Source organism: Burkholderia vietnamiensis LMG 10929, assembly GCF_000959445.1.
In the GTDB taxonomy this organism is placed as follows: Bacteria; Pseudomonadota; Gammaproteobacteria; order Burkholderiales; family Burkholderiaceae; genus Burkholderia; species Burkholderia vietnamiensis.
This window is the reverse complement of the sequence record NZ_CP009630.1, coordinates 168558-181771: the sequence shown is the minus strand read 5'-3', so window position 1 is coordinate 181771 and position 13214 is coordinate 168558. Positions and strand designations below refer to the sequence as shown.

11 protein-coding genes are annotated in these 13214 nt (G+C 67.4%); 5 read left to right on the top strand and 6 right to left on the bottom strand.

Annotated features, from left to right (window positions below):
- Nucleotides 1–21: 21 nt before the first annotated feature.
- The gene (phnS, locus tag AK36_RS01250; protein WP_011880896.1) at nt 22–1113 is read right to left on the bottom strand and encodes a 2-aminoethylphosphonate ABC transporter substrate-binding protein; all 1092 of its coding nucleotides are present in this window, start codon (nt 1111–1113) and stop codon (nt 22–24) included.
- A 254-nt stretch (nt 1114–1367) separates the two neighbouring features.
- On the opposite strand from phnS, the gene AK36_RS01245 reads away from it, so the two are divergent.
- Nucleotides 1368–2477, top strand: coding sequence for a 2-aminoethylphosphonate--pyruvate transaminase (locus tag AK36_RS01245; RefSeq protein ID WP_045577672.1), 1110 nt, complete (start codon nt 1368–1370; stop codon nt 2475–2477).
- Nucleotides 2478–2566: 89 nt separating this feature from the next.
- Here the strand turns inward: AK36_RS01245 and AK36_RS01240 are convergent, their stop codons facing one another.
- From AK36_RS01240 to aroQ, 3 genes are read right to left on the bottom strand one after another with little or no spacing between them, the layout of a single operon-like run.
- Nucleotides 2567–3901, bottom strand: a complete 1335-nt coding sequence (locus tag AK36_RS01240; protein WP_011880898.1) for an MFS transporter — start codon at nt 3899–3901, stop codon at nt 2567–2569.
- A gap of 43 nt (nt 3902–3944) precedes the next feature.
- A complete protein-coding gene (locus tag AK36_RS01235) occupies nt 3945–4799 on the bottom strand; it encodes a shikimate dehydrogenase (protein WP_014724070.1) in 855 nt (284 codons plus the stop codon).
- A complete protein-coding gene (aroQ, locus tag AK36_RS01230; RefSeq protein WP_011880900.1) occupies nt 4796–5251 on the bottom strand; it encodes a type II 3-dehydroquinate dehydratase in 456 nt (151 codons plus the stop codon). Before aroQ ends, AK36_RS01235 begins: the two co-directional genes overlap by 4 nt.
- Nucleotides 5252–5504: 253 nt before the next feature.
- Between aroQ and AK36_RS01225 the strand changes: the two genes are divergently transcribed.
- Together AK36_RS01225 and AK36_RS01220 are read left to right on the top strand one after the other, a co-directional pair.
- Nucleotides 5505–7397, top strand: a complete 1893-nt coding sequence (locus AK36_RS01225) for a bifunctional sugar phosphate isomerase/epimerase/4-hydroxyphenylpyruvate dioxygenase family protein (RefSeq protein WP_045578383.1) — start codon at nt 5505–5507, stop codon at nt 7395–7397.
- Between the two features lie 305 nt (nt 7398–7702).
- A complete protein-coding gene (locus AK36_RS01220; protein ID WP_011880902.1) occupies nt 7703–7966 on the top strand; it encodes a hypothetical protein in 264 nt (87 codons plus the stop codon).
- A gap of 73 nt (nt 7967–8039) precedes the next feature.
- On the opposite strand, the gene AK36_RS01215 is transcribed toward AK36_RS01220, so the two are convergent.
- Entirely contained in the window at nt 8040–8834 is a 795-nt protein-coding gene (locus tag AK36_RS01215; RefSeq protein WP_045577671.1) for an AraC family transcriptional regulator, read from the bottom strand.
- A 921-nt stretch (nt 8835–9755) separates the two neighbouring features.
- On the opposite strand from AK36_RS01215, the gene AK36_RS01210 reads away from it, so the two are divergent.
- Both AK36_RS01210 and AK36_RS01205 read left to right on the top strand, forming a co-directional pair.
- Nucleotides 9756–10892 (top strand): branched-chain amino acid ABC transporter substrate-binding protein, encoded by a 1137-nt coding sequence (locus AK36_RS01210; RefSeq protein WP_011880904.1) that lies wholly within the window; start codon nt 9756–9758, stop codon nt 10890–10892.
- Nucleotides 10893–11225: 333 nt separating this feature from the next.
- On the top strand, nt 11226–12536 hold the full coding sequence (locus tag AK36_RS01205; protein ID WP_014724073.1) for an MFS transporter: 1311 nt from the start codon (nt 11226–11228) through the stop codon (nt 12534–12536).
- A 122-nt stretch (nt 12537–12658) separates the two neighbouring features.
- Here the strand turns inward: AK36_RS01205 and AK36_RS01200 are convergent, their stop codons facing one another.
- On the bottom strand, nt 12659–13096 hold the full coding sequence (locus tag AK36_RS01200; RefSeq protein ID WP_011880906.1) for a DoxX family protein: 438 nt from the start codon (nt 13094–13096) through the stop codon (nt 12659–12661).
- Nucleotides 13097–13214: the final 118 nt, after the last annotated feature.

The following is a 13214-nucleotide window of genomic DNA, read 5'->3' as shown; positions in this document are numbered from 1 at the left end:
AATACGGGCGGCGTGCGTGCATCACTTCGGCTTGACGACGTCGACCGGCTTGCCGGAGCTGCCGATCACGTCCTTCTTCCAGCGCTCGATCCACACCGGCTTCTTCGCCATCACCTGGTTCCAGTCGACCGGGATCAGCTTGACGCCCGCGATCGCCTTCCTGACCGCGTCGCCGTTCTTGCCGGCCAGCGGCACGTCGGTACGGCCGGGGATGCCGTACATGTCCGGCACCTTCGCTTGCACGTCGGTCGACATCAGGTAATCGATCAGCTTCTTGCCCGCGTCCTGGTTCGGGCCGCTCTTGATCAGGCCGATGCCGTACGGCAGCTGGAACGTGGTCGGCTGGTCGCCTTCCTTGGCGGCCAGGAAGATCGGCTTGACCGACAGCGCGCCGTGCTCGGCATCGTCGAGGTCCATCTGCAGGTCGCCGTTCGCGACGCTGATCTCGTTGCGCGACAGCAGCACGTTCAGATAGCCCGTGCCCTTGGTGTGGAACTTCACGCTCTGCGACAGCTTCGCGAGATAGTCGAACGCCTTGTCCTCGCCCATCAGCGACGTCGTCAGGATCAGCACGGCCATCCCGTCGCCGGCGGTCGCCGGGTTCGAGTATGCGACCTTGCCGGCATAGCTCGGCGACAGCAGATCGGCGAACGTCTTCGGCTGATTCTTCACGACGTCGGGGTTGATCGCGAACGAGAAGTAGTTGTTCACGAACGTCGCCCACGTGCCGTCCTCCGCCTTCGCGATCGCCGGCACGTTCTTGTAGTTGACGCTCTGGTACGGCTGCAGCAGGCCCATCTGGCCGGCCTGCTGGATGAACGGCGGCAACGTGACGATCACGTCCGCCTTCGGCGAGTTCTTCTCGATGTTCGCGCGGTTGACGACCTCGCCGCTGCCCGCCGTCACGATGTTGACCCGCACGCCTTCCTTCTTCTCGAACGCCGGCAGTACGTCGCGATAGAGGTTCTCGAGACCGTCCGCCGTATACAGCACAACCGCGTTCGCCGCATGCGCGGGCAGCGCCGCGCCTTGCAGCAGCCCGGCCGCGCACGCGGCCAGTGCGAGCTTGCGGAACGCGCCGGCAGCGGCGCGCGAGGAATTCTGCAGTGTCATCTCACTTCTCCGTAGGCGGAACACCAAACGGCCGGGGGACGATCCGGCTCCTTTTAGTCGACGCCGCCCGACAGCCGGCCTGCGTCGCTGCCGCGCTGCGTGGGATGGCGCGGCAAGCGAAGCATCACAGCGTTCGATGACAACCCCGTGACGACCGCCCTGAATTCCACAAAATGACATATTTTGCCAATATCTTGCAATTCGCCCGGACCTGCCATCCAGGCATTTCGTCCGATCCTTGCCGAGAACCCACCATGTCCGATCCGATTCTGCTCACGCCCGGCCCGCTCACCACGTCTGCCACGACACGCCACGCGATGCAACACGACTGGGGCTCGTGGGACGCCGCCTTCAATCGGCTGACGGCCGGCGTCTGCGCGGACTTGGTGGCGATCGCGGGCGGCGGTGACGCGTACGCGTGCGTGCCGCTGCAAGGCAGCGGCACGTTCGCGGTCGAAGCCGCGCTCGGCACGCTGGTGCCGCGCGACGGCGTCGTGCTGGTGCCGCACAACGGCGCGTATTGCGCGCGCATCCTGACGATCCTCGGCCGGCTCGGCATCGACGCGATCGCGCTGCCGTTCGGCGAGGATGCGACCGTCGACGCGGCGGCGGTCGAAGCGGCGTTCGCGCGCGAGCCGCGCATCACGCATGTCGCGCTGGTGCATCTGGAAACGAGCGCCGGCATCCTGAATCCGCTCGACGCGATCGCGCATCTGTGCCGGCGGCACGGCAAGCGGCTGATCGTCGATGCGATGAGTTCGTTCGGCGCGCTGCCGATCGCGCTGGCCGACAGCGGGATCGACGCGTTGATCTCGGCGAGCGGCAAATGCCTGGAAGGCGTGCCGGGGATGGGCTTCGCGATCGTGCGGCGCGACGCGCTCGACGCATGCGCGGGCAATGCGCGGTCGCTCGCGCTCGATCTGCACGACCAGTACCGCTACCTGCACCAGACGGGCCAGTGGCGCTTCACGCCGCCGACCCACGTCGTCGCCGCGCTGCGCGCCGCGCTCGATCAGTATCTGGCCGAAGGCGGCCAGCCGGCCCGCGGCGCGCGCTATGCGGACAACTGCCGCACGCTGGTCGAGGCGATGCGCGCGCTCGGCTTCCGGCCGTTTCTCGATCCGAGCGTGCAGGCACCCGTGATCGTCACGTTTCATGCGCCCGACCATCCCGCCTACGATTTCGGCCGCTTCTACGACGCGGTGCGTGACGCGGGCTTCGTGTTGTATCCGGGCAAGCTGACGCAGGTGGACACGTTTCGCGTCGGCTGCATCGGCGCGATCGACGCCGGCGACATGCGCCGGGCGGTCGCGGCGATCGCGCGCGCCGTCGAGTCGCTCGGCATCGCGATGCAGCGCGCGTAGCGCGGGCGCACCGATGGCGCGCCAAATAAAAAACCCGGCGGCCGAAGGGACCGCCGGGCGAATGCACCGTGGGTGCGTGGAGCCGATGCTTACAGTTCGATCCGCTTGATGTCGCCGACGACGAAGATGTACGACAGCGCGCCGATCAGCGCGATCACGCCGATGAACACCAGCGCGCCGACGAACGAACCGGTCGATGCGACGATGAAGCCGACCACGAGCGGCGTGACGATCCCGGCCAGGTTCGCCGCGAAATTGAAGATGCCGCCCGTCACGCCGAGCAGGCCGTCCGGCGCGATGTCGGACACGAGCGTCCAGCCGAGCGCCGCCATGCCCTGCGCGAAGAACGCCACCGACATGATCGCGATCACCGCTTCGTTGCTCTTCACGTAGTTCGCGAGAATGATCGTCGAGGCGAGCAGCAGGCCAGCGATGATCGGCAGCTTGCGCGCGAGGTTCGCCGACTTGCCGCGGCGCAGCAGCCAGTCGGAGAAGATGCCGCCGAACATCACGCCGACCGACGCCGCGATGAACGGCATCACCGCGAAGAAACCGATCTTCAGCCAGCCCATGTGGCGTTCGGTCGCCAGATAGGTCGGGAACCAGGTGAGGAAGAACACGAGCGTCGAGTTGCCGGCGAACTGGCCGAGGCAGATGCCCGCGAGCTGGCGCTTCTTCAGCAGCCGGCCGGCCATCGCCCAGCTGAACCGCGTCTGCGCCGGCTTGCCGCCGTCCTTGCGGACGCCGTGCACGAGGCCGCCGCCCGCCTCGATGTACGAGAGTTCCTCGGAATTCGCGCCCGGATGGTTGCGCGGCTCGTGATAGAGCTTCCACCAGACCAGCCCGAACACGATCCCGACCGCGCCGACCACCCAGAACAGCGAGCGCCAGCCGAACGCGCCCATCAGCGCGAACAGCACGGGGCTGAAGAACGCGAGGCCGATGTATTCGCCGACCGTATAGGTGCCGGTCGCCATTGCGCGCTCGCTCTGCGGGAACCAGGTCGCGACAACGCGGCTATTGGTCGGAAAACACGGCGCTTCGGTCACGCCGAGGCCGAGCCGGCACGCGAGCAGCGTCGCGACGCCCGGCACGAAGCCCTGCAGCAGCGTGCAGAACGACCACAGCGTCATCGACCAGTAATAGGTGATCTTGCTGCCGAAGCGGTCGAGAAACAGGCCGCCCGGCACCTGCATCGCGACGTAGGTCCACGAGAACGCGGAGAACATGATGCCCATGACGGCCGCGTTGATGCCGAGCTCCTTCGTCAACTGCGGCGCGGCGACCCCGAGCACGGTGCGGTCGAGATAGTTGATCATCGTGCCGATCGCGAGCAGCGCGAGGATCTTGTAGCGCGCCGACGTCCGCCGGACCGTACCGGCCGCCTGCGCGGACGACGCGCTCGTGTGGGTGCTGTGCTGCATGGTTGTCTCCTGGTTTCTTTTTTCGTGCTGCTAAGTCGAAGGGTCAGCGCGCGACGAGCGACTGAAAGTGCTCGAACATCCGCTCGTCGTCGGGCGTGCGGCCGGTGAACAGCTCGAACGCGTCGACGGCCTGGTACACGGCCATCCCGCCGCCCGGCAGCGTCGCGCAGCCGGCCGCCCGCGCCGCGCGGATCAGCTCGGTTTCGAGCGGGAAATAGACGATGTCTGCCACCCACATGCCCGCGTGGAGCAGTTCGGCCGGCAGCGGCAGGCCCGGATGCTTGGCCATCCCGGTGGGCGTCGCGTGGATCAGGCCCGTCGCGGCGCGCATCGCGGCCGCGAGATCGTCGCCGGCCGCGACCCGCGCGGCCGGGAAGCGCTGCTGCAGCTCGCCCGCGAGCGCGATGGCACGCGCGCCGTCGACGTCGAAGATCGTCAGTTCGGCGGCGCCCATCTGCAGCGCCGCATGCGCGACGGCCGCACCCGCACCGCCCGCGCCCAGCTGCACGACGCGTGCGAGCGACGCGTCCGGCAGCCCGCGCCGGAACGATCGCGCAAAGCCCGACCAGTCGGTGTTGTGGCCGATCCGCTTGCCGTCCTTGAACAGCACGGTGTTCACCGCGCCGAGGGCGCGCGCGTCGTCCGACAACGCATCCAGATGCTCGATCACGCGCTGCTTGCACGGGTGCGTGATGTTCAGCCCGTTGTAGCCCATCTGCTGCGCGGCATCGAGCAGTTGCGGCAGCGCGTCGGCATTCACGCCGAGCGCGTCGAGATCGATGCGCCTGTATACATAGCCGTATCCCTGGCGGAAGCCTTCTTCCTCGTGCATCGCGGGCGACAGCGAACCGCCGATGCCCTGGCCGATCAGACCGATCAGAAACGACGGGCGGCTCATCGGGCGGCTCCCTGCGCAAAAAGGGTCGCCAGGCGCTGCAGCGCGAACAGGTAGCCTTCGGTGCCACAGCCGCAGATCACCGCTTCGGCGACGGCCGACACGTACGAATGGTGACGGAACGCCTCGCGGCGATGCACGTTGGAAATATGTACCTCGATCACCGGCTTCGCGATCGCCGACAGCGCATCGGCCAGCGCGACCGACGTGTGCGTGTAACCCGCCGGGTTGATGACGATGCCGTGCGTGTCGTGACGCGCGGCGTGCAGCCAGTCGATCAGCTGATGTTCGGCGTTGGACTGACGGAACTCGAGTTCCAGCCCGAGCCGGTCGGCCGCGGTGCGGCACCGCTGCTCGACGTCGGCCAGGGTTTCCGCGCCATAGATATGGGGCTCGCGGGTGCCCAGCAGATTCAGGTTCGGGCCGTTCAGCACCAGCACCTTGTGCTTGCTCATGTCGGTTTTGCTCCAGGAACGGGCGGGCCGCTGATCGGGGCCCGCCTCTGACGTCAAGATTCGGCGCTAGTGTGCGCTTGCGCAAGCGCAAAGTCTTTGCGGGTTTTCGCTAATTTGTACCAACTAGTTAGTTTGTATAATTTCCGAAACTCCCATAGTAAATTCGGGAAATGGTGTTCGTCGCAAATTCCACGACTGGTTCATCCGGCTCGATGCGACGAGCGCCATGCCCGCCCTTCCGCAGGACTCGCCCATGCAGCGCTCGATCGCCACCGTGTCACTGTCCGGCACGCTTGCCGAGAAGCTCACCGCCATCCAGGCCGCAGGCTTCAACGGTGTCGAGATCTTCGAGAACGACCTCGTCTACTTCGATGGATCGCCCGCCGACGTGCGGCGCATGGCCGCCGATCTCGGGCTCGACATCGTGCTGTTCCAGCCCTTTCGCGACTTCGAGGGCGTGAGCCCGGCGCAGCTCGCGCGCAACCTCGACCGCATCCGCCGCAAGTTCGACGTGATGCACGCGCTCGGCACGGACCGCATCCTGGTATGCAGCAACGTGTCGCCCGACACGATCGCGGACGACGCGCTGCTGATCGACCAGCTCGGCGCGCTCGCCGAGGCCGCGCGCGCGGCCGGCGTGGTCGCCGCGTACGAGGCGCTCGCGTGGGGCCGTGTCGTGAAACGCTACGGCCACGCGTGGCAGCTCGTGAACGCGGTGAACAGCCCGCACCTCGGCCTCGCGCTCGACAGCTTCCACACGCTGTCGCTCGACGATTGTCCGGACGCGATCGCCGCCATCCCCGGCGAGCGGATCGCCTTCGTGCAGATCGCCGATGCGCCGAAGCTCGCGATGGACGTGCTCGAATGGAGCCGCCACTACCGGTCGTTCCCCGGCCAGGGCGACTTCGACCTCGCCCGCTTCACCGCGCGCGTGATCGAGTCCGGCTATACGGGCCCGCTGTCGCTCGAAATCTTCAACGACGGCTTTCGCGCCGCGCCGACCGCGATCACGGCCGCCGACGGCCACCGTTCGCTGCTCTATCTGGAAGACCTGACGCGCACGCGGCTCGCGCAGGAAGGGCACGCGCCGGCTGCCGGCCAGCCGCTGTTCGCGCCGCCGGCGCCGCCCGCGCACGTCGGCTTCCAGTTCATCGAATTCGCGGTCGACGCGCAGGCGGCCGCGACCGTCGGCGACTGGCTCAGCCGGATGCGGTTCCGCCTCGCGGGCCGCCACCGCTCGAAGGACGTCACGCTGTTCCAGCACGGCGCGGCGTCGATCGTGCTGAACGCCGAGCACGACTCGTTCGCGGATGCGTTCTTCCAGCAGCACGGGTTGTCGCTGTGCGCATCGGCGTTTCGCGTCGACGATGCGAAAGTGGCGTTCGAACGCGCGGCCGGATTCGGCTATGCGCCGTTCTCCGGGCGCGTCGGCCCGAACGAGCGCGTGCTGCCCAGCGTGCAGGCGCCGGACGGCAGCCTCGAGTATTTCGTCGACGAGGCGCCGAACGCGCCGACGCTCTACGAGTCGGACTTCCTGCTGACCGACATCGACGGCCCGACCGAGGTCGGCCCGCTGACGGGCATCGACCACGTGTGCCTCGCGCTGCCGGCCGACGCGCTCGATACGTGGATCCTGTTCTTCAAGACCGCGTTCGGCTTCGAAGCGGAGCGCAGCTGGCTGGTGCCCGATCCGTACGGGCTGATGCGCAGCCGCGCGGTGCGCAGCGCCGACGGCTCGGTGCGGATCGCGCTGAATGCGTCGCTCGACCGTCATACGGCCGTGGCCGAATCGCTCGACCGCTATCACGGCACGGGGCTGAACCACGTCGCGTTCCGGACCGACGACATCGTCAAGACGATCGCCGCGTTCGCGGCCGACGGCGTGCCGTTCCTGCGGATTCCGCCCAACTACTACGACGATCTCGCCGCGCGCTACGCGCTGCCCGACGCGCTGATCGACACGCTGAGCGCTCACCATCTGCTGTACGACCGCGACGAGCACGGCGGCGAATTCCTGCATGCGTATACCGAGCTGGTCGACAACCGCTTCTCGTTCGAGATCGTCGAGCGGCGCGGCGGCTACGACGGCTACGGCGCGGCCAATGCGGCCGTGCGGCTGGCCGCGCAGGCCCAGCGCCGGAAATAGCGACGCGGCGAGATTCCGGCTCGGCGCCGGATCGCATGATCGCCAGCGTGCCGCTGTGGCACGGCATACCACGGCCCGGCTCGGCGGCGCGGACTCATCTATGTGAGCAATACGGCGGCGGACGCCCGTCCGGCAAGGCCCGAACGCGCGCGCCCGGCGGCCGGCACACGGCGGCCGTTACGTCCAGTAACGGATGCGGCATCGCAGCATGAGCGGCCCGGCGGCAGTTTTAATAATCGCTTAAGTCTTCGACGGCACCATCCGCAACCAGTTACCCGATGGTCATCTCGAATAGGAGGACAGCGATGAGCGCCGTAGATGCACCCGCCGGCCGCCCGGCCGCCCCACCTGCGAAAAAGACGATGCTGCGCCGCTTGCTCAGCCATCACGAAATCGCGACGCTGCTTGTGCTGCTGCATGCGCCGATCGGCGCGAACGCGAAACCCGAATTGCCGGCGCTGCAGGAGGCTGGCCTCGTCGAGATGGTCAAGCTCGATCCCGATACCGCGCCGAGCTTCCGGTTGACCGAGGACGGCACGGCCGTCCTGAAAGGGCTTGGCTACCGCTGAGCCGTCAGCTTCCCCTTCCCCCACCCGCCCCACGCCCGTCATTGCGCGCCGCCGCCCCGGCGCGCGCGTCGTTTCAACCGGCGCGTTCCTGCAGCATCAGCCGATATTCGCTCGGCGTCACGCCGACGGTCGCCTTGAACTGGCGCGTGAACGCGCTGTGATCCGTATAACCGCATAGCGCCGCCACGTCGGTCACCCTGTCGTGCGTGACCAGCAACGCGGTGGCGGCTTCGAGCCGCGTCTTCAGCAGCACCTGGCGCGGCGTCAGATGAAACACCTTGTGGAAGTAACGCTCGAGCTGCGCGACCGACATCCCGGCCATCTGCGCGAGCTGCTTCAGGTTCAGCGGCTGCACGTAATGGTCCTGGATGTGCTGCACCACGTCGGCGAGCCGGCTGTAGGCCGGATGCGAACCTTCGTGCGCCTTCAGGTCGCGCGAGATGCCCGCGAGGCCGACCACCTTGCCGGACGCGTCGCGCAGCGGCTCCTTGCAGGTCAGGCACCAGCCCGGCAGCCGGCCCGGATACAGATGCAGCTCGAGCTGATCCATCAACTGCAGGCCGGCATTGATCGTCGCCATGTCCTGCTCGAAATAGGTGCGGCCGAAGCGGCGCGGAAACACCTCGTCGGTCGTCTTGCCGAGCAGGTCGCGCTTGTCCTTGTAGCCGCAGCGCAGCGCCAGCGTCCGGTTGACGAGCGCATAGCGGCCGCTCGCATCCTTCACGAAGAACGCGACGTCGGGCAGCGCGTCGAACACCGGCTCGAGCAGCCGGAAATGCGCGAGCATCGCGCCGAGATCGGCGTTGTCGGGCTGGTAGCGCAACGTATCGGACAGGCTCATGGGCGGTGCGGCAAGCAAGGTCGTCATCCCGGCGTCGGCGAAGGGGGTGGCTGATGGCGTCGATTATAGAAGCGGGCGGTCCGGCGCGGCGCAAGGTTCGCGGTGCGGTGGTTCTCGCGGTGGAGGTGATGGCGAGGGCCGGGGCGCCACGCTTCGCGTCGCGGAACGTTATCGCTACGGGATTGGCGGGTGGAGGGCGTGGGGCGGACTGTCGCCTGCCCGCTTGTCCGCTTGTCCGCTTGTCCGCTTGTCCGCCTGTCCGCCTGTCCGCCTGTCCGCCTGTCCGCCTGTCCGCCTGTCCGCCTGTCCGCCTGTCCGCCTGTCCGCCTGTCCGCCTGTCCGCCTGTCCGCCTGTCGCCTGTCGCCTGTCGCCTGTCGCCTGTCGCCTGTCGCCTGTCGCCTGTCGCCTGTCGCCTGTCGCCTGTCGCCCGTCGCCCGTCGCAATTCGCAAATCGCCGGTTGCAGGGAGCTCACAACGCGCCGCGCAGCAGGAGGTTGTACGCGCAACCGCTGCAAGACTCGCAAGGCCCTCATCGGCATCACACATCCCCCGACGCCGCCCCATCGCCACGCCCACCGCCGCCTGCAACCCAAACCCGCCATCCTAGGAACGACGACGTCCCGCGTCTTGGCCCGTCTGCGCATCACCCATGACGATTTCAGCATATATCAGGGTTATCTACGATATGCCGAAATCGTCGCGCGCCACGCATCGAACGCGCAAGACGCGGGAATTTTCACTATCTAGACTTTAATGAACGGTTACGAGACGTCCATCCGCCCCCCGCAGCCCACGCCGATTCCGGCACAGCATGCGCTGCGTGCCGCGCATTCGCATCGCCGTGGCGGCGCGTTCCGCACCACGCAGGGTCGACACGTCTCGCCCGGTTTACCGCACCGGTCGCAGGGTCGGTCGCGGCCCAACCACGCCATCAAGGGGAAGTGAAAGTGAAGCTGAAGGTATCGCACGTCGCGCTGGCTGCCGCCTGCGCACTGTCGGGCGCCCACGCCCTCGCCGCCGACGTCGTCAAGATCGGTTTCGCCGCGCCGCTGACCGGGCCGCAATCGAACTACGGCACCGACATGCAGAAAGGCGTGCAGCTCGCGATCGCCGATTTCAACGCGACGCATCCGACGATCGGCGGCAAGCCGGTGACGTTCCAGCTCGACTCGCAGGACGACCAGGCCGATCCGCGCACCGGCACGACGGTCGCGCAGCGGCTGATCGACGACAACGTCCGCGGGATCATCGGCCATTTCAACTCGGGCACCAGCATTCCGGCGTCCGATCTGTACGATCGCGCGGGCCTGCCGCAGATCTCGATGGCGACGTCGCCGCAGTACACCGCACGCGGCTACAAGACGACCTACCGGCTGCTGACGAGCGACGCGCAGGCGGGCCGCATCGTCGGCACCTATGCGGTGAAGACGCTGCGCTTCAAGCGCATCGCGATCATCGACGACCGCACCGCGTACGGCCAGGGCATCGCCGACGAGTTCGCGAAGGCCGTGCAGGCCGCGGGCGGCACGATCATCAAGCGCGACTTCACGAACGACAAGGCGCTCGATTTCTCCGCGATCCTGACCAACCTGAAGGGCGTCAATCCGGATGCGATCTTCTACGGCGGCGGCGACGCGCAATCGTCGCCGATGATCCGCAAGATGCGCCAGCTCGGCATCAAGGCGGCGTTCGTGACCGGCGAGATGTCGCGTTCGCCGACGTTCCTGAAGGTCGGCGGCGAAGCGGCCGAAGGCGCGATCGTCTACATGGGCGGGCTGCCGAAGGAGAAGATGCCCGGCTTCGCCAGCTATGCGTCGCGCTACAAGGCGCGCTTCAACGAGGACGTGATCACCTATTCGCCTTACTCGTACGACGGCACGATCGCGCTGCTCACCGCGATGAAGGACGCGAACTCGACCGATCCGAAGGTCTATACGCCGTATCTCGGCAAGGTGTCGATCAAGGGCGTGTCGGCGCCGAGCATCGCGTACGACGCGAAGGGCGACCTGAAGGACGCGCCGGTGACGATCTACAAGGTCGAGCATGGCGCCTTCAAGCCGGTCGACACGATCGCCGGCAACTGATTCGACGACATCCCCGCCCCTGTCCCCCGCGGCGCGGCACGCTCCCCCGTGTGCCGCGCCGCGTGCCTTGCGGCGTCACGGCGTCCGAAGCATTCGTCGACACGCGCTCCGCGCACGCATTTCGCGCTCCTGTAGAATCCCCCCACCCGCTTTTGACGCTTCGTCTCCGCCGCACCCCATCCCGGTGCGGCGGCGCGTGCTCCGTGCCCTACCCGGCTTCGCACGCGTTCGACGACGCATGCCGCGCCAAGCCAGTCCATGCCAGTCCATGCCGATAGCGGGCCCTGGAGACGCAGCATCGACAACAACATTCGAAAACCGATCGCCCTGACCATGCAAGCATCTGAATTGAGCGGCGTGCCTCGCGCCGCCGAACGCGCGCTCACGCGCAGCGACTACAAGACCCTCGGCCTCGCCGCACTCGGCGGCGCGCTCGAGTTCTACGACTTCATCATCTTCGTGTTCTTCGCGCCCGCGATCGGACAGCTGTTCTTCCCGCACGACATTCCCGACTGGCTGCGCCAGCTGCAGACCTTCGGCATCTTCGCGGCCGGCTATCTCGCGCGCCCGCTCGGCGGCGTGATCATGGCGCACTTCGGTGACCTGTTCGGCCGCAAGCGGATGTTCACGCTGAGCGTGCTGATGATGTCGGTGCCGACGCTGCTGATGGGGCTGCTGCCGACCTACGACACGATCGGCATCCTCGCGCCGGTGTTGCTGCTGCTGTTCCGCGTGCTGCAAGGCGCGGCGGTCGGCGGCGAAGTGCCCGGCGCATGGGTGTTCGTGTCAGAGCACGTGCCGTCGCGCCACATCGGCTATGCGTGCGGCACGCTGACCGCGGGCCTCACCGCCGGCATCCTGCTCGGCTCGCTGGTCGCGGCGGCCATCAACAGCCGCTACTCGGGCGCCGAAGTGACCGCGTTCGCGTGGCGCATTCCGTTCCTGCTCGGCGGCGTGTTCGGCCTGTTCTCCGTATACCTGCGCCGCTGGCTGCACGAAACGCCGGTGTTCGCGGAGATGAAGGCGAAGAAGGCGCTCGCGGCCGAGATTCCGCTGAAAGCCGTGCTGCGCGACCACGGCCGCGCGGTGATCGTGTCGATGCTGCTCACCTGGATGCTGTCGGCGGCGATCGTCGTCGTGATCCTGATGACGCCCGCGCTGCTGCAGAAGCAGTTCCATCTGGCGCCCGCGACCACGCTGTTCGCGAACAGCATCGCGACGCTGTGCCTGACGGCCGGCTGCATCACCGCCGGCTCGCTCGCGGGCTGGATCGGCGCGAAGCGCGTGCTCGGCATCGGCGGCCTCGTGCTCGCCGCGTGCTACTACCTGCTGTTCGCGCAGGTCGCCGCCGACGCGTCGACGCTGCCGCTGTACTACGGGATCGCCGGCTTCACGGTCGGCACGATCGGCGCGGTGCCGTTCGTGATGGTGCGCAGCTTTCCCGCGGTCGTGCGCTTCTCGGGCATCTCGTTCTCGTACAACGTCGCGTATGCGATCTTCGGCGGCCTCACGCCGGTGATCGTCTCGTTGATGATGAAGTCGAACCCGCTCGCGCCGGTCGCCTACGTCGCGGCGATCTGCGTGCTCGGCGCGATTGCCGTGCAGTTCTCGAAGGATGCGAAGGAGCTGACGGACGCTCGCTGAGCGCCGCCTGCGCGCCTAGCAGATGAACGAAGGGCCGAATCCCGCGACCTGCGGGATTCGGCCCTTTTGCGTTGTCAGCGCGTGCCGCGCACGTCGGCTGGATCAGTTCTGCTCAGTTCCGCTCAGCGCAGCGCGCCGTACGACGAACTCGGCCGGCGCAGCGCGTCGATGCTCGCGCCGCCCGCGCCCGTCACGAACAGCAGCAGAAAGCCGCCGGCGATCGCGACGTTCTTCCAGAAGTGGATCACCATGTCGTGCTGGAGCGTGGCGTTGGTCGCGTCCCAGAAATTGTGCCCGACCATCGCGGTCGCGATCGTGTAGCACGCCATCAGCAACGCGAGCGGCTTCACCTTGTAGCCGACGATCAGCAGCAGGCCGCCGAGCGCCTCGATCGCGACGATCAGCGGGCCCGTCACCTGCGTATATGGCACGTTGAGCGCGTGCAGATAGCCGATGAATTCGCCGTAGCCGAGCAGCTTCATCACGCCGCCCCACAGAAACAACGCCGCCAGCGCCAGGCGTGCGAAAAAAATGACGCCGGAATCGACGGAACGCGTCATGCCTCTCTCCTCGTATGCAGTTCGGCCGTCCGCACGGGCGCACCCGTGCGGTTCGAACCGCGCGGCCGAGCGGGGCCGGCGGCAAATGGGCCAGCATAGAGGGTCTTGTGGCCGTGTC

Coding starts and splice junctions, on each gene's coding strand:
- aroQ (WP_011880900.1), bottom strand. CDS start 5,251: ATGAGCAAGCACAAGGTGCTGGTGCTGAACGGCCCGAACCTGAATCTG.
- AK36_RS01200 (WP_011880906.1), bottom strand. CDS start 13,096: ATGACGCGTTCCGTCGATTCCGGCGTCATTTTTTTCGCACGCCTGGCG.
- AK36_RS01220 (WP_011880902.1), top strand. CDS start 7,703: ATGAGCGCCGTAGATGCACCCGCCGGCCGCCCGGCCGCCCCACCTGCG.
- phnS (WP_011880896.1), bottom strand. CDS start 1,113: ATGACACTGCAGAATTCCTCGCGCGCCGCTGCCGGCGCGTTCCGCAAG.
- AK36_RS01215 (WP_045577671.1), bottom strand. CDS start 8,834: ATGACGACCTTGCTTGCCGCACCGCCCATGAGCCTGTCCGATACGTTG.
- AK36_RS01245 (WP_045577672.1), top strand. CDS start 1,368: ATGTCCGATCCGATTCTGCTCACGCCCGGCCCGCTCACCACGTCTGCC.
- AK36_RS01205 (WP_014724073.1), top strand. CDS start 11,226: ATGCAAGCATCTGAATTGAGCGGCGTGCCTCGCGCCGCCGAACGCGCG.
- AK36_RS01235 (WP_014724070.1), bottom strand. CDS start 4,799: ATGAGCCGCCCGTCGTTTCTGATCGGTCTGATCGGCCAGGGCATCGGC.
- AK36_RS01225 (WP_045578383.1), top strand. CDS start 5,505: ATGCAGCGCTCGATCGCCACCGTGTCACTGTCCGGCACGCTTGCCGAG.
- AK36_RS01240 (WP_011880898.1), bottom strand. CDS start 3,901: ATGCAGCACAGCACCCACACGAGCGCGTCGTCCGCGCAGGCGGCCGGT.